This window comes from Neobacillus vireti (assembly GCF_036962345.1).
Taxonomy (GTDB): domain Bacteria; phylum Bacillota; class Bacilli; order Bacillales; family Cytobacillaceae; genus Neobacillus; species Neobacillus vireti_A.
The window spans coordinates 95,860-117,737 of record NZ_JBALNB010000012.1 but is presented as its reverse complement, the minus strand read 5'-3'; the positions used below and the strand labels follow the sequence as shown (position 1 = coordinate 117,737).

At 38.7% G+C, this 21,878-nt stretch carries 22 protein-coding genes and 1 riboswitch; of the genes, 4 read left to right on the top strand and 18 right to left on the bottom strand.

The features are described 5' to 3' along the window. Positions 1-41: 41 nt before the first annotated feature. The 11 genes from V7108_RS15125 to tenA all read right to left on the bottom strand — a co-directional run bounded on the left by V7108_RS15125 (position 42) and on the right by tenA (position 9,577). Entirely contained in the window at positions 42-761 is a 720-nt protein-coding gene (locus tag V7108_RS15125; protein WP_335509191.1) for a phosphonate C-P lyase system protein PhnL, read from the bottom strand. Between the two features lie 59 nt (positions 762-820). Beyond that, the gene (gene phnM / locus V7108_RS15120; protein ID WP_335568687.1) at positions 821-1,999 is read right to left on the bottom strand and encodes a phosphonate metabolism protein PhnM; all 1,179 of its coding nucleotides are present in this window, start codon (positions 1,997-1,999) and stop codon (positions 821-823) included. 223 nt (positions 2,000-2,222) lie between these two features. Beyond that, positions 2,223-3,062 carry an ATP-binding cassette domain-containing protein gene (locus tag V7108_RS15115; protein WP_335568686.1) on the bottom strand — a complete coding sequence of 280 codons (840 nt, stop codon included), beginning with the start codon at positions 3,060-3,062 and terminating at the stop codon, positions 2,223-2,225. Then, positions 3,063-3,917: an alpha-D-ribose 1-methylphosphonate 5-phosphate C-P-lyase PhnJ gene (locus V7108_RS15110; RefSeq protein WP_335568685.1), complete on the bottom strand. Its 855-nt coding sequence runs from the start codon at positions 3,915-3,917 to the stop codon at positions 3,063-3,065. It abuts the gene before it with no gap. Next, the gene (locus V7108_RS15105; protein ID WP_335568684.1) at positions 3,914-5,041 is read right to left on the bottom strand and encodes a carbon-phosphorus lyase complex subunit PhnI; all 1,128 of its coding nucleotides are present in this window, start codon (positions 5,039-5,041) and stop codon (positions 3,914-3,916) included. Before V7108_RS15105 ends, V7108_RS15110 begins: the two co-directional genes overlap by 4 nt. Further along, entirely contained in the window at positions 5,029-5,646 is a 618-nt protein-coding gene (gene phnH, locus V7108_RS15100) for a phosphonate C-P lyase system protein PhnH (RefSeq protein ID WP_335568683.1), read from the bottom strand. The genes V7108_RS15105 and phnH overlap by 13 nt, the downstream gene beginning before the upstream one ends. Before the next feature lie 16 nt (positions 5,647-5,662). Then, complete coding sequence (phnG, locus tag V7108_RS15095; RefSeq protein WP_335568682.1) at positions 5,663-6,088, bottom strand: phosphonate C-P lyase system protein PhnG; 426 nt, start codon at positions 6,086-6,088, stop codon at positions 5,663-5,665. 195 nt (positions 6,089-6,283) lie between these two features. Next, positions 6,284-6,985 carry a GntR family transcriptional regulator gene (locus V7108_RS15090; RefSeq protein ID WP_335568681.1) on the bottom strand — a complete coding sequence of 234 codons (702 nt, stop codon included), beginning with the start codon at positions 6,983-6,985 and terminating at the stop codon, positions 6,284-6,286. Between the two features lie 155 nt (positions 6,986-7,140). After that, on the bottom strand, positions 7,141-7,773 hold the full coding sequence (locus V7108_RS15085; protein WP_335509211.1) for a DapH/DapD/GlmU-related protein: 633 nt from the start codon (positions 7,771-7,773) through the stop codon (positions 7,141-7,143). Between the two features lie 16 nt (positions 7,774-7,789). Further along, positions 7,790-8,662, bottom strand: a complete 873-nt coding sequence (locus V7108_RS15080; RefSeq protein ID WP_335509213.1) for a PHP domain-containing protein — start codon at positions 8,660-8,662, stop codon at positions 7,790-7,792. A 228-nt stretch (positions 8,663-8,890) separates the two neighbouring features. Then, the gene (gene tenA, locus V7108_RS15075; protein ID WP_335568680.1) at positions 8,891-9,577 is read right to left on the bottom strand and encodes a thiaminase II; all 687 of its coding nucleotides are present in this window, start codon (positions 9,575-9,577) and stop codon (positions 8,891-8,893) included. Positions 9,578-9,686: 109 nt separating this feature from the next. After that, positions 9,687-9,789, bottom strand: a riboswitch (TPP riboswitch). A gap of 275 nt (positions 9,790-10,064) precedes the next feature. Here tenA and V7108_RS15070 point away from each other — a divergent pair. Next, complete coding sequence (locus V7108_RS15070; protein WP_335509216.1) at positions 10,065-10,901, top strand: LysM peptidoglycan-binding and 3D domain-containing protein; 837 nt, start codon at positions 10,065-10,067, stop codon at positions 10,899-10,901. Positions 10,902-11,222: 321 nt separating this feature from the next. Here V7108_RS15070 and V7108_RS15065 read toward each other — a convergent pair whose 3' ends face one another. From V7108_RS15065 to V7108_RS15055, 3 genes are all read right to left on the bottom strand, one after another. Then, positions 11,223-11,765, bottom strand: a complete 543-nt coding sequence (locus V7108_RS15065) for a DNA-binding response regulator (protein ID WP_335568679.1) — start codon at positions 11,763-11,765, stop codon at positions 11,223-11,225. 544 nt (positions 11,766-12,309) lie between these two features. Further along, entirely contained in the window at positions 12,310-12,813 is a 504-nt protein-coding gene (locus V7108_RS15060; RefSeq protein ID WP_335568678.1) for a DoxX family protein, read from the bottom strand. Positions 12,814-13,006: 193 nt separating this feature from the next. Beyond that, positions 13,007-14,041, bottom strand: a complete 1,035-nt coding sequence (locus tag V7108_RS15055) for an alpha/beta hydrolase (protein ID WP_335568677.1) — start codon at positions 14,039-14,041, stop codon at positions 13,007-13,009. Between the two features lie 356 nt (positions 14,042-14,397). Between V7108_RS15055 and ahpC the strand changes: the two genes are divergently transcribed. Both ahpC and ahpF read left to right on the top strand, forming a co-directional pair. Further along, on the top strand, positions 14,398-14,961 hold the full coding sequence (gene ahpC, locus V7108_RS15050) for an alkyl hydroperoxide reductase subunit C (RefSeq protein ID WP_335509227.1): 564 nt from the start codon (positions 14,398-14,400) through the stop codon (positions 14,959-14,961). Positions 14,962-14,973: 12 nt separating this feature from the next. Then, entirely contained in the window at positions 14,974-16,503 is a 1,530-nt protein-coding gene (ahpF, locus tag V7108_RS15045) for an alkyl hydroperoxide reductase subunit F (RefSeq protein ID WP_335568676.1), read from the top strand. Positions 16,504-16,609: 106 nt separating this feature from the next. Here ahpF and nagZ read toward each other — a convergent pair whose 3' ends face one another. From nagZ to V7108_RS15025, 4 genes are all read right to left on the bottom strand, one after another. Next, positions 16,610-17,794 (bottom strand): beta-N-acetylhexosaminidase, encoded by a 1,185-nt coding sequence (gene nagZ, locus V7108_RS15040; RefSeq protein ID WP_335568675.1) that lies wholly within the window; start codon positions 17,792-17,794, stop codon positions 16,610-16,612. Between the two features lie 124 nt (positions 17,795-17,918). Next, positions 17,919-18,575, bottom strand: a complete 657-nt coding sequence (locus V7108_RS15035) for a GGDEF domain-containing protein (protein ID WP_335568674.1) — start codon at positions 18,573-18,575, stop codon at positions 17,919-17,921. Between the two features lie 22 nt (positions 18,576-18,597). Beyond that, the gene (locus V7108_RS15030) at positions 18,598-19,575 is read right to left on the bottom strand and encodes an HD-GYP domain-containing protein (RefSeq protein ID WP_335568673.1); all 978 of its coding nucleotides are present in this window, start codon (positions 19,573-19,575) and stop codon (positions 18,598-18,600) included. A gap of 193 nt (positions 19,576-19,768) precedes the next feature. Continuing rightward, entirely contained in the window at positions 19,769-20,281 is a 513-nt protein-coding gene (locus V7108_RS15025; protein WP_335568672.1) for a DoxX family membrane protein, read from the bottom strand. A gap of 214 nt (positions 20,282-20,495) precedes the next feature. Here V7108_RS15025 and V7108_RS15020 point away from each other — a divergent pair, with 214 nt between their 5' ends. Further along, entirely contained in the window at positions 20,496-21,695 is a 1,200-nt protein-coding gene (locus tag V7108_RS15020) for a CynX/NimT family MFS transporter (RefSeq protein WP_335509239.1), read from the top strand. Positions 21,696-21,878 lie beyond the last annotated feature (183 nt).

Sequence of the window (21,878 nt, the reverse complement as noted above, 5' to 3'; positions counted from 1 at the left end):
AACGAATTGTCAAGCTTCTATTAATCTTATATAAATATTTGTTAAGAGTTGGTAAAACTAGTAGGATGAGAGAAAATTCCATTTTGCATGTTGTACTCTTGATTACATAAATGATTCATAAACTCCAAGTCATGAAAGATTCCAAGCATCGTTGTTCCTTCTTTCATGAGCTGTTCAATGAGAAGCTTCACCTTTATTTTAGAATCATGATCTAAACTTGCTGTCGGTTCATCCAATAGCAGCAGTCTCGGCTTTTTCACCATCGCACGTGCGATATTAAGCCTCAGTTTTTCACCCCCGGAAAAAGTGGTTGGGTAGCTGTCCCATAATTCTTCATCCAATTCAAAATGCGCGAGAATCTTCTCTGTTTCTTTTTCCGCCAAGTCATGATTTTCCCCCATTTCAAGGATTGCTTGGTTCACAAGCTGCCTAGCCGTCGTTCGCGGCATGACATTTAAAAATTGAGACACATAGCCGATTTCACGCTTCCTTAAATAAAGCAATTCTCGTTCGGTTGCCTCTGCTAAATTAATTGGCCCAAATTTTTTTGAATGATACCAAATACTTCCTTGCTGGATACGATAAGTTCCATAAATGCATTTTAAAATCGTAGACTTGCCGCTTCCACTTTTCCCCGTAATTCCGACAAATTCTCCTTCTTTTACCTTTATATCCACACTGCTTACTGCTCGGATATGTTTGCCCAAATTATGTAGGTCAAACGATTTGGATAAGTTCTTAATCTCTAGAAGGGTCTCCACCCATTCACCTGCTTTCTGAAGTTGAAATTTTCTTCTCCTTTAATCTGAACACATTCGGCTTAGATACGATAATTGGTCTTTTGAATTAGCTTTCCGTCAACAAATACTCCCGTAATCACTGGAAAATCATCAGTAATCTTTTCAATAATAAGCAAATCAGCTTTTTTTCCTTCGCTGATAGAACCTATTTCAGCTTCCATTTTTACTGCTTTGGCAGGGTTAATCGTGACAAGCTTCATCATATCCACTAAATCCATGCTATATTTATCAACCAGCTCAAAGATCGAATGAAGCATCGCTGCAGGATAGTAATCACTGCACAAGATATCAATCGATTGGTTTAGAATCGCTTCAGCTGCTCCCAAGTTTCCACTATGAGAACCTCCAAGGAGGACATTTGGAGCACCGGCAATCGTATACATGCCAAGCTCCTTCGCACGGCGCGCTACCTTTAAAGTGATAGGAAATTCGCTAATAGTCGTGCCAAAACTATGAACAAGTTCGAGCTTTTCAAGACTATCGTCATCATGGGAGGCAACGGCAATACCATGCTCATGCGCAAGCTGAGCGATTTCCTTTATGTCGTCAATCGATAGCTTCTCCTTCGTTTGGTGATTATGAATCAGAACATCAATGGATGAATCACTGAGATTGTTATAGCTTTTAACAGTATTGCGGTAAATTTCTAAGTGACGATACTGCCCCTGCCCAGGTGTATGGTCCATAAAAGAAACTAAATGGACTTTGTCCTCTTTTATATAACTTTTGAGATTTTCTATTTCTTCAATATTATCAATCTCAAATCTTGCATGGAATCGATGGCGGACAAGGTGCTTCATACTATGGGTCCGGTCAATTAAATCAATAAATTTCCTAACATTTTCAGGCTCACGTATTGGCTTATATTCATAATCGCTTCCTTTGAACAAGGAAAGAGAATGGAACATCGTCGTAATACCGTGTGCGATTAGCTGTTTCTCTGTTTCTAGTAAAGCCAAATCAAAATTCATCAGTGAGGTCGGTCTAGGTGCTGCCATATGCTCAATGTAGTCCGAATGGATATCAATAAAACCTGGAGAAATATATCCTCCTGCTGCATCAATGACCTCTATCTGTTCCTCAAATTTAATTTCACCTTTAGGTGCAATTTTCTTAATTCTGTCCTCTTCAATTAATAGATCATAGCCATGCAATATGGCTTCTTCAGTGATTAATCTTCCGTTTGTAATCACAAACAAAGTACTTCCCCCTAAATTTTAGAATGGAACTCTCACAGCAAGGCTCTTTTCTCAAACGTTGTTGCTTTTGGAAATTAGATACCCTTGTTTGAGCATTATTTTCATTGGAAATAGCCTTAACATAGGAGAAAAGAGACTACAAACTTAATTCTAAAGCTCAAAATAGCTTATTCCACGTTAAAATCGGCTTAAGGATTTTAACAACCATCATTACAAAAACAGCCTACAACAATGAATGAACAAGCTGCTGTGTATATCGATGCTGCGGGTCCTCGAGGATTTGATCCGTTAACCCTTGCTCAATAACCCTGCCCTCCAACATGACGAGGGTTCTGTCTGCTAGCATCCGAATGACTCCTAGATCATGCGAAACGAGAACAATACTTATATTTAATTCACGCTGCAGACTTTTTATTAAGTCAAGGACACTCGCTTGTACAGACAGATCTAATCCAGTCGTCACTTCATCCAGTAGAAGAAGTGGAGGACGATTGGAAAGAGCTTTGGCAATTTGAACCCGCTGCTGCATGCCCCCCGAAAAATTTTTCGGCGCCTCTTTTCGGCGATGAACAGGGATATTTACTTTATTTAGAAGTTCCGTCCCTCTATCTTCCATCATGCCTACATGCTGGTGCCCAGCTGCAATGAGCTTCTCGGCAATATTCCCAATCGATGAAAAGTTCATTTTTAAACCCAATAAAGGATTTTGATAGACTTTCCCCATGATGTGATTGCGAATATAGCGTTGCTGCTGAGAAGACTCTTGAAAGAGGTTTTTCTCCCCATTATGATAGGCTGCTAGATAGGCCTCTCCATCCGATACTTCCTGATCAAAATAAAGGCATTGCATCAATGTTGATTTTCCGCTGCCACTTTCTCCCACAACACCAAGAACCTCTCCTGGAAAAACATCAAAGGATACATCTCTACATGCATAGACCGTTCCACAAATGTGACAATAATTTTTAACGAGAGATTCTCCGTCTTGGCACTGTAGACATCCTTTACCGTACTGCTTATTTAAGTTTTTTATCGATAAAACCGGAACTTCAAATTCAGCCATTTATTTCACTCCAAGTGGTTCGACTTCATTTAATGTTTCAATACAGTAGCTTGTATCATTACATTGATAGAACGTTTCATTCGTTCCTTCATCTACGAGCTCATCTAAAAATACCCCTGTTGACCCACATAACCGGCAATGCTTGTCATTAAAGGACTCTGGCTCGAATGGATAATCTTCAAAATCGAGCGATACGACCTTTGTATACGGTGGGACTGCGTACACTTTCTTTTCACGGCCCGCCCCTAACAGAATAAGTGCTTCACTATCATGCATTTTCGGGTTATCAAATCGTGGAATTGGACTCGGTGCCATCACATAACGATCATGGACCATCACAGGGTGATCCGCCCCTGTTGTCATACTTCCATATTTCATAATCTGTTCAAACAGCATCAACCAAGCACCACTATATTCTTTCTCTGCGTGAAGCTTTTTTGTTTCATTTTCGCTTGGCTCATAATATCGAAGTGGTTCAGGAAGCGGCACCTGCAAGATGAGAATTTGATCCTTTTTTAGCGGAACCTCTGGAATCCGATGTCTCGATTGAATAAGGGTTGCTTCTGTCGTATGATCCGTTGTTTCCACCCCAGTCGTATCAGAAACGAGCTTTTTAATATTGACGGCATTAACGGATTCATCCGATCCTTGATCAATGACTTTTAGAACATCCATTTTGCCAATTAACGATAGAGTTAACTGCAAACCTCCAGTTCCCCATCCTCTGCCAATCGGCATTTCTCTTGAGGCAAACGGAACTTGGTAACCAGGTATCGCAATCGCCTTTAGCGTTGCTCTTCTAATTTCTCTTTTTGAACCTTCGTCAAAAAAAGCAAAGTTATAGGCTGTATTCATCCGCGTTTCACCTCTTGTCCTTCCTCATTTTTCACCGCTTCTGTTTTCGTTTTCCGCACGCTGTCAAGCTTGGATTGGAAGGTAACATAATGAGGCATTTTCAAATGTGAAATAAAGCCCGTCGATTCCACTGAATCAATATGATAAAGAACAAATTCTTCATTATGACTAGGAAAGTCAAGATTTGGATGTTCAAGACAATTATCGAGAATTCCCATTGCAATCGCCTTTGTTTCATTTTGGCCAAACACAAGGCCGTAGCCGATTTCAAATTCCATTTCCTTTTTTCCATATTCTTTTTCTACAGTAACAGGCATGAGCATTTCGACTTCTGTTACTTTTACTTCTCCAATATAAAAGGCATCATCATCGTCACCAGCTTCTGTTGGATGATCAATCGTAACAGGCAAAGTGCCCACACGAAGCTCGCCAACAGTCGGATGCATTACTCCATATCCTCGAATCACCGCATAGGCAAGAGAAGTAACAGCACCTGTTTCGCCTCTTGTTAATATTTGCAGTCTTTGACTTCTGCTCGATGGAAACTCGAGACTTTCTCTCGTCACATCATCTGGTTCACTATCGTTGTTTTCGCAAGGGGGGATTAAGCCTTCTTTACGTAAATAATCGAGCACCTTTGGTAAAGTTAACGTTTGCTCATCACCTTGGAAGCTTTCCTTTTGATATTGATGAAGCCATTCCTGGACGACTTCGTCACTTTCATCCATTAAGTTAAAATCAAGTAACCGGTGCGTATAATCAGTGGTTGCCCCAAGAATTTGACCACCTGGGATATCTTTAAAGCTTGCCGAAATCCGTCGCTCTACATTCATTAGTTGTGATTCAATCACTCTTGAGTAATGCTTCCTGGGGACCGTTGAACGATACGCTCTTAACAAGAATACTGCTTCTTCTGGATTTCCTTCTGCCTGTTTAATCGCAATGGCAGCCAAGGTTTCATTGTATAGACTGCTTTCGGACATGACCTGATCAATTAGTCCGCGCATACCGGCTTTAATTTTTTCTACCTCAATGGTTTGTCCGTGATGAACTCTTTCATATTTCAAACGTTTGATTGACTCTTCAATGGCATGCGTTCCACCTTTAACGGCTACATATCCCATTCAACCATCACCCTATTTCCGGTAATTTGTGTAGTTCTAGGCAATGACAAAAGCTGATGATTTTGATCAACAAAAATCAAATCAATCCCTAACGGATATTCCTTGTTTTTTTCCTGACGGCTTTCCACCCAGTTTTCTTTTATATCCAGATAAACAGACTCATGTTTTTGAATTCCAGGTCCTTTTAACAATAGTGCTTCACCGCTTGTCACAGAATCCACTTCAACGATAATGGTGGCAGATATGTGTGGATTTTTTAACGTCCCAGACTTTGCATTAATAATTGCCTCTTCAAGCGACCCTTTTTCTGCATCTTGAAGAATTAATAGATAATCAGCATTTTTTGTTTCTGCTGGCTTTGCATAGGTTAATTGATTAATGGTTTTCGAAGCGGTATCCTCTTGAGTGGAAAAAACCTTAAAAGAAACTTCCTGATCGAATAAGGTTAGGGCCAACAATAAAACAGATGCACTGCTGCCTTTTATATCCTCCTCTTCTACTAATGCCGCCTCTTTCCTCAAATCCGAAATGAGCCCTGGCCTTGAAGTAGAATCCACCATTTTTCGATAAACAGATTGAAGATCGTGAACGATATCTAGTTTCAAAATCTTTTCCTCCTCATTAAACATCCATCGTTTCAAAGTTTACTTTTGTTTTTAAAATAGAATGGCTGTCGGCAGCTCTCTGCTCCTGAATGACTTTCTCCTCGTTTTCAAGGAGCAGCTCCATCCACCTAATCGTTTCAGGCGGCATCGCTTCAAACGCGGCGTCAATCACAGCAAGATGATACGAAAGCTCTGGCTGATCTCCTGTCACAATGCCAATTCCAATTCTTCCATCGATTTGGACCTTACATTCGGTTACCAACACTTCACCAGGATAAAAAAGGCTCTTTTGGGAAGTCTCTCGGACTTTCAACATCACTAAGCCACTTTCTGGCTCTTGGATGACCTTCACCTGGTATTGATCTTTTATACAAACGGCCATGTCCTCTACTAGTTTTTGAGAGCCATTGATTAAAATCTCTGTTCTTCGTTTTCTTTTCATCGAAGGCCTCCTAATGTCTTTGTTCTACATGTTTTACTCTATCTTGTTGCCAAGTGAACGGACGTAAAAGAATAGTTAAGTTTGTATTGGTTTTGTAAATGACATTTGTTAAAAATAAAAAAAATCGGCAACTTAATGGCCGATTTTTTAAAAACCTCTATTCATTTCAGAACTCTATGCAGTATAACAACACCTTTAGATCACATAGGTAAAACAATCACTGCGATACATAATCTTCGAATATTCAAGCACTGCACCGGTTTTCTTATCTACACATCCAGATTCTAAGAGTAAAAGGGGTACAAGACTAGGACATTTCAATAAGTCACGTTCTACTTTACTTGGAAAAACGACACTCAATTGGCTGCGCGTCGATTGAAAATCTGTGTATCCTTGTTGTCGATAATAGTCAAAAATAGAGTGAATTTCCTTCCCATCCTTCTCAATATTTTCAAAAAGGGATTGAGGTAAAAAAGATGTATGAACAGCAATTGGACAGTCCTCAACGATTCGTAATCGGCTAATCTTATACACAGTGTCTTCAAGTTTCACTTGCAACGTATGATAAATGGAAGAATCGTAAGGAATTTTTTCACAGGATAGATTCATAGTCCTAGAATCATACTTTAATTCCTTCATTTTTTCAGTAAAACTCACATCTCCGGTTAAAATAAGCGGTATTTGCAGTTTTTGATTTTGAACATAGCTGCCTTTTCCTTGCTTTGAAAAAATATAACCAAGTTCCTGCAGGCGCTCATACACCTTTCGAATCACCATTCTTGGTACTTTATACAGATCGGCTAGTTCATTTTCAGATGGTAACTTGTCATTCGGTTTATATTTTCCTTCCCGTATTTCCGAAATCAACCGATCTACTAATAAAGTTTTTTCAGACATCAAGGCTTTGCTCCTTTCGAAATCAAATCTATGTCTAGTATATCGCCAGAATATAAAATAAAAGTTAAGCCTATGTAAATTATTGATAACAGATGGAATCATATTTTTAGTCCTTAAGAAAAAGCCCTAATACAGGACTAGGACTGTCACAACACTTATCCATGCTTTTTTAGGAACGCGTCTACATCATTTAATTCATCAAAATGGGCTTCAAGTTTTTTCCTTGGCCAATCCCACCAGGCAATTTCAAGTAATCGATCAGCTGTTTCTTTTGAAAACCTTCTTTTAATCGGCTTGCCAGGAACACCCACGATGATCGTATAAGGCTCGACGTTTTTCGTGACAACCGACCCAGATCCAACGACTGCTCCGGTACCAATCTCTACGCCCTTCATAATAATCGCACCATGACCGATCCATACATCATGACCAATTTTCACGGTTTGAGTCCTCCGCCAATTAAAAAGGGCTTCATCATCCTCCTTGGCAAAGTCATATGCTACCTTTCGATAAGTCATATGGTGCTGACTGACTCGGTCCATAGGATGCTGGACCGGATTAATACATACGTGGGACGCAATCGAACAAAACTTCCCTATTTCTGCATAGTTAACTGTTACATCATCCATCGTGTAGGTATAATCACCAAATGTCGACTCGATGATATGATTATTTTCTCCAATCGAAGTCCATTCCCCCGCATAACTATTAATAATATAACTGGAATCAGCGAAGCTTGGAGTGATGGATAACTTTTTTTCTTTTTTGGGCTGATAAATAAATGGCATAGGAATGTTCAGCTCCTTATTTAGATGATTCCTTTTTTCCGGTCCGCTCTCTTCTCGCTACTAACGCTTCAAAAGTCTCCATTCCTGGGCTTTTACTCCCAATTAGTACAGGTTTTTCTCCATATTCACCGTGAAAATCAGATCCACCAGTCATGATTAAGTCATACTTCCTTGCCAGCTGTTTGGCTTGTTCCTCATGTTTCTTATCATGCAACGGATGCCAAACCTCAATTCCCTGCAATCCAGCTTCCACTAAATCCGGCACCATTTCAAAGTTTCCATACTGACCCGGGTGAGCAAGCACCGGTACTCCGCCAGCAAGAAGAATCGCCTGAACTGCTGTTTTGGCGTCCATATATTCCATTGGAATAAAAGCAATCCCCGGCTTCTCACCATTTTGTCCGCGATTAAATAATTTTTTATAAAGTGGACCATAAATGGAATCGGTATATCCTGCTTCAATCAATGCATGCATGATATGCTGCTTGTAAACTCCTGTCCCTCCATGAGCAATTTCCTTACAGCGCTCCCATGTGATCTTATATCCTGCAGCGATTAATCTTTCTACCATTTCCTCCGAGGCTCTGTGTCTATTGTTAACGAGTGGTTGACAAATCGTTTCAATCCCATCATGACCAGGTTCAATAAAATAACCGAGGATGTGAACACGGCGGCCTCTTTCAAAATCAAACCCTGACATCTCAATGCCTGGAATGACTTCTATTCCATATCTCTTTCCTGTTTCAACTGCCTCTTTAAGACCTTTCGTGGTGTCATGGTTCGTAATCGCTAAGTGCGAAACCCCTTGTGCAAGAGCTAACTCCAAGACTTCCTCAATCGACAATGGACAATCTGAAATATTCGTATGACAATGTAACTCAGTTTTCACGCAGGTCCCTCCTTTATCTTTGCTATAAGAATAACTTGGTACCAAGTTATATAGTGTTAATTGTGAGTAAATTGTTTGTAAAGGCTCTTTTCTTAAACTTTGTTGCTTTTTGAAATTTTGCTCACCATTTCACAATACCAATAAAAAATTCATAAAATAAAACAGGCATGATTCATCAAAATTGAATCATGCCTGTTTTTTTCAATTATAAAAGAAACCCGATAAAACTCATCCTTTTACTAACTCCAATTTCACTGGCCATTCTTCAAGATTATAGGCCATATCCCAAAACATATATTCAAGCTGACAGCTTAGTAAGAAATGTTGTTTCATTTTTTCTTTTTCTCTTTCTGGTGCGTCCTTCGCCCACTCATCCAATAGCGCGCAAAATTTTGTAGTAATGGAATCTGTAATCATTCCGTAGAAAGTGATCCATTCATAAAATGGATGTGATGGATCCGGATGAATCTCTTGTAATAGTTTTTTCCCAATTTCCCAATATGTCCATGGGCATGGTAATAAAACAGCTAAAATTTCTCCTAATGTTCCCTCATGAGCAACGGTAAGCATATGACGTGTGTAATGAAGTGCGGATGGTGCTAATGGGTAACCTTGTAGTTCTTCGTATGGCACACCGGCAACTTGACAAAAGTTGTTGTGCGGATGGATTTCACTGTTTAAGATAAATGAAATTTGCTGATTAAACATATCCATATCTTCACGATTCTCACACTTCGAAACTGCTACTCCATAAATTCGAATAAAAGCATTTAAATATTCAAAGTCTTGTTTCACATAATGAATCAACTGCTCCTTTTTTAAATCTCCATTGGCAATGCCTTGGACAAATGAATGTTCAAAAATCGCATTAAAGATTGGATTTGCTTCATTTCTTAGATTTGCAGAAAAACTCATAACATCAGCCCCCTTATTGGTATTAACGGGAAGACTCTAGTTGGAGCAAAAAATGGTAAAAACGAAAAAACCGCCCCAAAAATGGAGCGGTAGAATAATTGACAATATCCTGACACAGACTCCACTTTCCTACGCTAGTATGAACTAGATCAGGTTCAAAGGGTCCAGGATCATTCCTGTCTCAGCCATAAATGGCTCCCCTAGTGGTCTTCCTATTAAATTACTATTAACTCTACATATGCAATCTACTGAAGTCAATCATTAATTATCATAAAAATCTAACTATTTACTAGATAGCAGCTCCCCGAAACACTTTTACACTTCCTTTTAACGACTGACTTTATAGAGTTTAGTTAACCTTAGAAATAGTATTGCAATATAATCGCCATGGTTGTAATCGAATTAACACCTCCCTGTTCTTTTTCTCGGAATATTCTATGTTACGATTATTAAAAATTAGCAACCAAAGAACATGGAGGGTAAATGAATGCTTAAGAAATTTGTATCGATTTTAGCAGTTGCTGTACTCTCAGTAACTGTAAGTGCTAATGTTCAAGCTGCATCGATTACAGTACAAAAAGGAGACACTCTTTGGGCTCTATCGCGTGCAAACAACATGTCTGTGGAATATATCCAAAAGTTAAATAATCTTACATCAGATCTAATACATCCTGGGGATGTACTAACCGTTGCCCCTGAAAAACGCTATACGGTTATACAAGGCGACACCTTATGGGACATAGCAATGGCACATCAAGTAACAGTTCCACAACTGAAGGAATGGAATCAATTACATAGCGATTTGATCCATCCTGGATTAAATCTAGTAATCTTTGAAGGTTTAAAACCTACTACTATTTCTTTAACAAATAAATCAGAACAACCTGCACCACCAACAAAAACAGAAAGTACGCCTGTAGTTGAGGCACAAGCAACTCCTGCGCCGTCTGAAAGTACTCCTGCAGCGGAAGCGCCAGCAGTAGCGCCGGCACCAATTGAAAGTGCCCCTGCAGTAGAAGCCGCTGCACCTGAATCAAAAGAAATTATCGTTGAAGCAACAGCCTATACCGCTTCTTGTGAAGGCTGCTCCGGTATTACGGCTACTGGAATTAACCTTATAGAAAATCCAAATCAAAAGGTCATTTCCGTTGATCCATCTGTTATCCCGTTGGGAAGTAAAGTGTATGTAGAAGGCTATGGTGAAGCAATCGCCGGAGATACTGGCGGAGCCATTAAAGGAAATAAAATTGATGTCTTTATTCCTTCTAAACAAGATGCCATCAATTTTGGAAGAAAACAATTAAAGGTAACCATATTGAACTAACACTAAAAACACTGCAACACCTTATATGATAAGGGATTGCAGTGTTTTTTTGCAGTAAAAGAACAGAGAAACCGTAGCGTATCTACTTCCTTTTAGTTAAGGGGGTTTTTCCTCAAATGAGGAACCTAGTAAAAGTAAAATAAGCGGAGACTTTCCGGTTAAATGCAGAATGGAGTGCGTTTTTAGGGAAATAAGCGGAGTTTTTCCGGTTATTCATTGCAAAATCGTTTATTTTCATCATTTTCTAGTCAATAGGCGGAATTTCTCCGTCTATTTAAGCAACTTTTTATCTTATTTTCTAATTAAGCGGAATTTTTCCGTCTATTCATCAATCGGGTGCTTAACCTGATCACCCAACCGATAAGAGCGGATTCTCTTGGTCCCAGATGCGGGGATCAGCATCTTTTTATCGACTAGTTGAGAAAGTATATTTTTTACCGTCTTATCACTTAGATTCAAATACTTCTCGACTTCTATAGGGGATATTTCTTCTCCTTTTCGAATCGCTAGTCGAAGAACTTCCTTTTCGAGTAAGGACAGTGCTGCCTGGTCAAGTTCATCACTCACCCAGCGCCCAATCACTTGCTGAACGATTTGTTGGCATCGACGAGGTTTCTCATTCACTTGGTCATAAGAAAAGCGGATCACAGTCCATCCATCAATCACTAGCTGGTTTTGACGTTCCAAGTTGTCTGAAAATTTCCATCTACTTATGTTCTTTAGATGAGGGCCATATCCGTCGACTTCAAGGCAAATTCGGATGGCGGGACGAATATAAGCAAAGTCCAAATACCTTTTGCCATCCTTGAAATCATCAACTTCATATTCTGGATGAGATATTTGAAATGGTAAAATGCTGGCCACCACACTTGCTTCAAGAACAACATTTCAGCCTGATTGTGACCTTCTCTTAAGCGCCCCAACCGTTCACCGCTTCTTGCCTGCAAGTGAGTATTCAAAAAGGTCTGGTATTCTTCTCAAATCCCATAGTATCCCTTCTCCTACCTATATATATATATGTAAAAACTACTTAAAATCTAATAGATCCACAACATGGGTATACATAATCGAGGCCAAGTACGAATTATTTATACTTTTGAACTTCTGACAAATTTTTAAAATTAAAGAGTATTAAAGCGAGTGAAATTAGAGGTTTAATGTACAATTGGAGAATTGTACATGACAAATAAAGTAGCTAAGATAAAAGGAATAACCAGAGGATTGAACTATTTTGGTTTATCAAATTCTTATATTTGTCAATCCATTTTCTTTATCCTTCGACAATACCACTCTTATCATATTCCTGCCTATTGTTAAACTTTGAAAAAAAAGACGATTCGGGGGGAACGAATCGTCTTTGTGTATTATATATTTGCGATTCGAGGGGGACGAATCACCTTGTTACCTGTTATGCAGTTGCTTTTGCCTTACCTTTTCCAACTGTTTTGCGGATGAATGGTACCACCCAGTGGTCTAAGCCGTAACGGCCTGCGTTGTAACCTGCAGTCAAGATGATGAAGCCTAAGAAAATATCAGTTGGGTTATGAGAAACAGTTCCTGCTAAGAAGAAGCTGAAGTTCATGACTAGACCAAAGAACATTGCTGCTGTTGTTAAACATCCAAGCATAAGACCTAAACCGATTAATGTTTCGCCCCAAGGAACGATGAAGTTGAAGACATCGATGTTTGGCAGTGCAAAGCTTTCTAGGAAGTTTACATACCAGCCGTACACCATGTTGCCATCTGGACCAGTAACTGGTTTTGCAATTGCTCCTTTTAAGAATCCAGAAGCGTCGAATCCGCCAGTAATTTTATGAAAACCTGCTGTGAACCAAGCATAGCCAAGGTATAAACGAATAATTGTTAAAATAGCTGCTGAAACTTTATTTTCTCTTAAAAAATGATTAAACATTTTTCATTCCTTCTTTCAAATTTATCTTGTTCTCTATACTTACACTATAGTGGATTTCAACAGTTAATAACATGGGTGTAGTGTTAAGTTCACAGTTTGTTTGAAATGTTATGGCGGAAGTTTGAACAAGACTAAAAGAAGACGAATAACTACTATTATTTTATGTAAATCAGTTTGGCAATCCTTTTTCTTCCTATTTAAGGTGCCTTAATTCTTCTATAAAATATTGTTCTATGATTCTCGTATCATCTGGATGGAATAAATGTGCTGATTTCTCTGCCCAAATAAAGTTCTTCCCCTTTTTTGCATTCAACTGTTTGAAATAGTCTTCTACTAAACTTCCATGCACATGAAAATCCTTTCTTCCATGTATGAAAGTAACAGGCATTTCCATTTCCTTAACACTTTTGAAAAAATCATTCTCTGCCAATTCTTCGATGAATGCTTGCGTGTAAATGAGCTTGAAACCATGATAATACGAATGGACAATGTCCATTAGTGTATAATCTTCGGATTGAAACATAGGTTTTGAAACTCCAAGTAATCCTGGATGCTTTACATCTTTATCGGTATAAATCAGTGTATTAAATTTTCTCTGCCATTTTCTTAAAACGCCCCATTGCTGAAAACTTTCTACAAATGGGGGCTCACCAATCGATTCTAGCTCTAGTAATGCTTTATTGTTTCCCCTCCGCTTTGCCTCTTCCTTTATCCACTTTAACGCCAACCTGTCATTTTCTGTCCAACTGACAATTTGTGATATGCCTACATAGGAATAAAACTTCTCCGGATATTTGGCTGCAAGCTCTAAACTAATCGTTGAGCCCCATGAATGCCCTGCCAGAAAGATCTTTTCTTTATTAAAGCGCTGTCTTAAATAATCAGTAAGCTCATTGGCGTCTAAGACAAATTGGTTGATATTCATAGACTCTGGCGATATGTTTTGATGATAAGACTTGCCTGTTCCGCGCTGATCCCAAAAAACAACAACAAAATGCTTCACTAATTCCCTCGTATTGGTGACGATAGTATAATCACGCCCTTTTGATGAAACACCAGGAAGCGGCATAGTGGGACCGCCATGTACAACTAATAGGATGGGATTATTTAGATTCTCCCCTTGCAATAATATCGATTGCTGTATCCCTCCTATATAAATTGTCTGAACAGTGCTTAATCCTTTTTCAGATATGATAAAGTCTGGCTTTTTTGTAAAAATCCCCGCCACTTATCGACGCCCCCTTCTTAATTTTGCATGTTTGTTTTCTAAATTCAGTATAAGAGAATGGGAAAAATTTGGAAATACCATTTCTCAAGATTTAGCGAATAATAAAGACTTACCCATTTTTCTCACTTAGTTACATAAATAATGTGTTAATGAGAAAAACAGACCTTAAATAAGAATATTGGCTTGAATTAAAATTAGAGTTGATTCTAAAAACAAATTAACGAAAAACAAAACATTCTAGTTGACATTTAATTGCTTCTATACGATAATAACAATTGTATTAGAATTATTCTAATTTAGGTTTTATTTTATTTGAGGAAAAATTTACAAAACATATACTTAGGAGGAAATTAATCATGTCATTAATCGGTAAAGAAGTACAAGCATTCACAGCTAACGCATACAAAAATGGAGATTTTATCACTGTTTCAGACGAAAACTTTAAAGGTAAATGGAGCATTGTTTGCTTCTACCCAGCAGACTTTACATTCGTTTGCCCTACTGAATTAGAAGACCTGCAAAACGAATATGCAACATTACAAGATCTTGGTGTAGAAGTATATTCTTGTTCAACTGATACTCATTTCACACACAAAGCTTGGCACGACAACTCACCAGCTATCGGCAAAATTCAATATACAATGATTGGTGACCCATCTCAAAGACTTACTCGTGCGTTTGATGTACTTGACGAAGAAGAAGGTCTTGCACAACGTGGTACTTTCATCATCGATCCAGACGGCGTAGTACAAGCGATGGAAATCAACGCAGACGGTATCGGCCGTGATGCAAGCACACTTGTTAACAAAATTAAAGCAGCACAATATGTTCGCAACAATCCAGGCGAAGTTTGCCCAGCTAAATGGCAAGAAGGTTCTGAAACACTTAAGCCAAGCCTTGACCTAGTAGGAAAAATTTAAGGAGTAGATTTCATGTTACTAGATGCAGATATTAAAGCACAGTTATCCCAATATCTTAATATGATGGAAGGCGAAGTCCTTCTCAAAGTCAGCGCTGGTTCCGATGATGTATCACGCGACATGCTGCTGTTAGTAGACGAACTAGCTGCCATGTCCTCGAACATTAAGGTTGAGCATACAGAATTAGAGAGAACACCAAGCTTTAGTGTAAATCGTATCGGCGAAGATACTGGCATAACTTTTGCTGGTATACCTCTAGGACACGAATTTACTTCATTAGTATTGGCTCTCTTGCAAGTCAGCGGAAGAGCACCGAAAGTCGATCAAAAAGTTATTGATCAAATTAAAGCGATTAAAGGTGAATATCACTTTGAATCCTACATCAGCTTGACTTGTCACAACTGTCCTGATGTTGTCCAAGCCCTAAACTTAATGAGCCTTCTCAACCCTGGTATTACTCATACCATGATTGACGGAGCAGCTTATAAAGAAGAGGTTGAAAGCAAAAACATCATGGCTGTTCCAACTGTTTTCTTAAATGGAGAAAACTTTGGCGGCGGACGCATGACGGTTGATGAAATTCTTGCAAAGATGGGTTCTGGTGTAGATGCATCCGAGCTTTCTGATAAGGAACCATTCGACGTACTTGTAATCGGAGGCGGACCAGCGGGTGCTAGTGCTGCAATCTATGCGGCACGTAAAGGCATTCGTACCGGTCTAGTCGCTGAACGCTTCGGCGGTCAAGTGATGGACACAATGGGTATTGAGAACTTTATCGGTACGAAATATACAGAAGGTCCAAAAGTGGCTGCAAGTCTTGAAGAACATGTCAAGGAATACAATGTTGATGTGATGAATTTACAGCGTGCCAAGCGTCTGGAAAAGAGAGATCTCGTTGAAATCGAACTTGAAAACGGCGCGATTCTAAAAAGTAAAGCTGTCATCCTCTCAACTGGTGCCCGTTGGCGTAATGTTAACGTCCCAGGGGAAGCTGAGTTCAAGAACAAAGGTGTAGCTTACTGTCCTCACTGTGACGGTCCATTGTTTGCAGGAAAAGACGTAGCTGTAATTGGCGGCGGTAATTCCGGTATTGAAGCAGCCATTGACCTTGCAGGTATTGTGAATCATGTAACTGTTCTTGAGTTTGCACCAGAGTTGAAAGCTGACTCTGTTCTGCAAGATCGTCTGAACAGTCTGCCAAACGTAACGGTTATTACCAATGCGCAAACAAAGGAAATTACCGGTACTGACAAAGTAAATGGTATTACCTATATTAACCGTGAAACTGGAGCAGAGAAGCACATCGAATTGCAGGGTATCTTTGTTCAAATCGGTCTTGTACCAAACACTGATTGGTTAGGCGATAGTATTGAACGTACCCGCTTCGGAGAAATCGTTGTCGATAAGCATGGCGCTACAAATGTCCCTGGTGTTTTTGCAGCCGGCGACTGTACCGACAGTGCTTACAAACAAATCATTATCTCAATGGGATCAGGTGCGACTGCAGCCTTAGGTGCATTCGATTACCTAATCCGCAATTAATGTTTTTTAACATACGTAAGAGCCTAATTCCTATACGAATTGGGCTCTTATTATTTATCCGGACATTTTTTAAAAGGCGGGCTTCTATGTCATTGAAGCACACTGCCTAATCTATATTGTTAATAGCTTGTTCTATTTTTTCTGATGACTCATTAATTTTATTAATATCAACAGCATCAATCGGTTCATCATTAAGCTGGTATTTTTCCTTTAACGATAAAATTCGATAAACACTATCATTGATTTGCTTTTCAGAGATATCACCATTTTGAACTGCATTTAGAACAGCACGCAGCACCTTTTCCTGATTCTCATAGCCATGACAAACTAAAACAATATCATTTCCAGCCTGTATAGCTTTGACAGCGGCATCCCCAATCTCATAGTTTTTTAAGATAGCTCCCATGGTCAAATCGTCCGTAATCACGACTCCCTTAAACTTTATCTGCTCCTTTAAAAGACCTGTAATAACTTCTCTAGATAACGAAGAGGGATAGTTTTGATCAATTTTTGGAAGTAAAATATGGGCGGCCATTACCATATCTGCATCTTGTTCAATGGCTTTTTGAAATGGGATGAATTCTAAACTTGTTAACCTGTCTAAGTCGTGTTCGATAACAGGCAAGCCTTTATGAGAATCAACATCTGTATCGCCATGACCAGGAAAATGTTTGATGACAGGAATGACATTCTTCCCCTGTATGCCCTTCATTTCTGCTAACCCCATTTCGGTGACAACCTTTTCGTTATTCCCAAAGGATCTTTCACCAATAACAGGATTATTAGGATTACTGTTAATATCCAACACCGGGGCCATCGTCATATTAAAACCAAATGCACCGACCCTCTCACCAATTGCCACCCCAACTTGGTCTGCAATTTTCTTACTATTGACGTTCCCAATGACTGCACTTTTCGGTAGATTCTTTATTTCTGGCGGCATCCGAGAAACGAGTCCACCCTCTTCATCAACCGAAATAAAGATGGGAAGCTTACTTGTCTCAGAATTAATTTCTTTGATCTGATTAGTTAATTGAACTAATTGATTTGCATTATTAATATTTTCTCTAAATAATATCATCCCGCCAATATGATGATCCTGAATAAATTTAATGGTTTTATCGGTTAGATGGTCCTCTTCAAGCCCAAACATGAGCATTTGTCCGACCTTTTCCTCCATTGTCATGGACTCAATTTGGTCCTTTTCCGCATCAGAGTTTTGTACGTTACAAGCACTTAAGCTGATAACAAGGGCGATACTAAACAGAATGTACATGAACTTTTTAAACATAAACTTCATCCAATCATTCCCTAACAATAGTTTTTTCCTCTTCTAAATTTAGCATAGTATATTTGCCGAGAAATATGAAATTTTTGAAAGCCACTACAAAAGAAAAAAAGCTAAGATGCACGAACTACCCCACCGTGCCTCTTAGCTTTTTTTGTGATTTTATTTGATACATATTTTTATCAGCTATTTTTAATAGATCATCAAAACATTTCCCATCGTTTGGGTAATGTGCTGAACCGATAGAAACACTTATGTTTATTTCATTACATGACAGCTGTTTCAAATGCTGATGGATATTGGCAAGCAGACTATCCAAATCTTCCTTATGCTGTATATCCGGCGAAAGTATTAAAAACTCATCCCCGCCCCAGCGGGCAACTATGTCTGTTTTCCTGACACTTTTCTTCAATTGGTTTGTGATAAGAATTAAAAACTCATCTCCGGTTTTATGTCCAAAACGATCATTGACTGATTTAAAGTCATTTACATCGAGGAGCAGAATAGCAAAACGTTGATCTTTCTGTTCTGATCTAGTTTTAATCGCTGCAAAAGCAGATTCAACATATCTTCTATTATATATTCCAGTTAGCGGGTCATTTTCAGAATAAAACTTTGCTTTATCATATTGCTTCCCAATCCACCAAGCAATTGGAAGCAATAGTGGTAATTCAATATACTCAATCCAATTCACAGAACCATCTAATAAAAAATTAATCACAATATCGATTAAATTTATTACGAAAACTAATAAGGATGTAACGATTCTACCTTTATAGTTCATCTCTCTCATCATCCTTTTTTACTTAACCTACCCAAGTGGAAAGGCTGCTGCTTTTAGCACGATCATTATAAGATTTCATTTGATTTATAATGGCTATTTTTTTCTCTTCATTCTTAAAGAGGCTTAGAAAAACATCGGTAATTTCAGGATCAAAATGCGATCCTTTACTTTTTCGAATCTCTTTTAGGGTAGATTCTAAATCGGTTTCCTTCCGATAAACGCGTTTTGATGTCATGGCGTCAAAAGAATCAGCAATCGCTATAATTCTAGAAACGAATGGTATTTCCTCTCCTTTTAATCCTTTTGGATAACCATTCCCATCATAACGCTCGTGGTGATATAAAACGATGTCAAGAATACCATCTTTATTAAAATCTGAAACGTGTTTGATCATTTCATAACCGATAACTGGATGTCTTTTTATGATGGTATATTCCTCGAGGGATAATTTACCAGGTTTCAACAATATATCTTCAGGGATTCCAATCTTTCCAATATCATGTAATAAACTCCCTTTGTATACTGTTTCAATTTCATGTTTCGATAATTTCATTTCTTTCGCGATTTCTCTAGCGTAAAAAGCTACATTTTGAGAATGATTAGAGGTGTAAGTGTCCCTTGAATCTAAAGCCTTCGTAAGAGCTAAAATGGTCTCTAGCTCATCTTCTTTAATTTTTTGATTGCTTTTCATTAAAGAAACCGAAATAAACATGATAATCAAATAACAAACCTCAAGAATAAGGAAAGATAAAAGGGTGGTAAAGTCTGGTTCCGGTATAAACCTGCATATGACAATTAATGTCGTCACTGATACTAAAAACCAAGCGGACTTATCGTAATAGCCGATTCCTAAAAAGATAGTGGCAAGAATAAATAAAAGGTATAAATGGTCCTCATGAAAATGAATGTAGTGAAAAGTCACACTAAGTAAAAGGATAATAATAAATCCAAATCGAAAAAAGATAGGATTGCCTAACCATTTATTTAACTGATCATACATCTCTTATTACTCCTATCGTAAAAATACATGCTCTTATGATACTGAACACCCTATGTCCATCAATCTTACACACATCCAGTACATAGTGCTATTTTACTATAGAAATAGAGCAGATAGATTGTTTTTTACGTAATAGAAAAAATTAGTAAAAACGGCGGTCCGGGTTACCGAACCGCCGTACATGTACTGCCTATTAGGCAGTTGCTTTTGCGTTGTTTGTAGATTTTTTGTTGATGGTTTTACGGATGAATGGAACCACCCAGTAATCTAAACCGTAACGTCCTGCGTTGAACCCTGCAGTCAAGATGACGAAGCCCAGGAAAATGTCTGTTGGGTTATGAGAAACTGTTCCTGCTAGGAAGAAGCTGAAGTTCATCACAAGTCCAAAGAATATGGCTGCAGTTGTTAAACATCCAAGCATAAGACCTAAACCGATTAATAGTTCACCCCAAGGAACGATGAAGTTGAAGACATCAATGTTTGGTAACGCAAAGCTTTCTAAAAAGTTAACATACCAGCTGTACACCATGCTGCCATCTGGACCTTTAACTGGATTTGCTACCGCATTTTTTAAATATCCTGAAGCGTCAAATCCGCCTGTGAGTTTCCCGTATCCTGCTGTGAACCAAGCGTATCCAAGGTATAAACGAATGATTGTTAAAATAGCTGCTGAGATTCTATTTTCTCTTAAAAAGGTGTTAAACATAAGTCATTCCGCCTTTCAAAATTAACTTGTTCTTTATACTTACACTATATTGGATTTTGCTGGTTAATAACATGGGTATAGTGTTAAGTTCACAGTTTGTTTGAAATGATTTGACGGATTTTTGAACAGCATTTTTAACTACCTTTATTCACACTCTCAACAAATGGTTATGCTATACTTTAGAAAGTTTGGTTTATAGAGAGGAGTTACTTTTTTGGAGTTATTAGAGTCAAAAGCAAAAACAAAATCAACTTACATATATCTTTTTATTGCAGGGATTGTCCTTGTAGCCTTTAATTTACGCCCAGCGATTACATCATTAGGGCCACTGGTTGGTATGATTCAGGAAGATGTTGGCCTCGCCCATTGGAGTGCCGGTTTATTGATGAGTTTGCCATTAGTAGTTTTCGCTGTCATGTCTCCCCTTGTTCCTAGAATTGCCATTCTGCTGACAAATGAACGTACCTTAATTATTGGCTTAACAGCTCTTATAATTGGAATCTCCATTCGGTCAATTCCGACGACTTTCTTCCTTTTTGCGGGAACCCTGTTGGCAGGTTTAGGGATTGCCATTGGAAATGTTCTTTTACCGGCCATTGTCAAGGATAAATTCCCTCACAAATTCGGTTTAATGACAAGCGTCTATTCAACATCGATGGGACTGGTCGCATCGTTAGCATCTGGAATTAGTGTACCTTTAGCTATAAATTTAAACCTTGGCTGGCAAGGAGCCCAAATCGTATGGGTGATTCCTGCGGTAGTGGCAATCCTCATGTGGGTCAGTCTTCACAAAAGTAGTTCAAAGGATCATAAAGTTTTAAAACAGCAGACGGGTACAAACTCAAAAATGTGGCGTACACCTCTTGCTTGGCAAATTGCCATATTTATGGGGTTTCAGTCATTTTTATTTTACGTAACAATTTCGTGGCTACCTGAAATCTTACATAGTCAAGGAATGAGTATGGAAACTGCTGGATGGATGCTATCCTTTACCCAACTAGTAGGTTTACCCGCCAGCTTCTTTATACCAGTCCTCGCAGGACGGTTTCAATCCCAAATTTGGTTAGCATTCGGATTAAGTATGTGCTCAGTGGTTGGCTATAGTGGATTACTGTTAGGCACATCATATCCGATTTTAATCGTAAGTATTGTCTTAATTGGATTAACATTGGGAGGAGCCTTTCCCTTAGCTCTCAGTTATATCGGTCTTCGAGCTCGAAATGCAAAGCAAGCGGCTGAGTTATCCGGTATGACCCAATCAACAGGTTACATCCTGGCAGCAATTGGACCATTATTTATTGGCTATTTATATGATTTAGCGCAATTGTGGACACTCCCCCTCATTACACTTATTATTATTTCAGTGGTGGTTATGATATTTGGAATGTTGTCTGGCCGTGATCGGTATGTTTAAGCTCGCCTTATCAAGAGGTGAGCCTTTTTATATTTAAGGGAATGGGAAAATATTTTGATTCCCATATCCTGAACTTATTTGCACTCAAGGGAATCAAAACCTCTTTTTAATTCCCTCAGAATAAACTTTTCACCAATCTGGGAACCAAAACCTCTTTTTGATTCCCTCGCCACGAACCTTTCA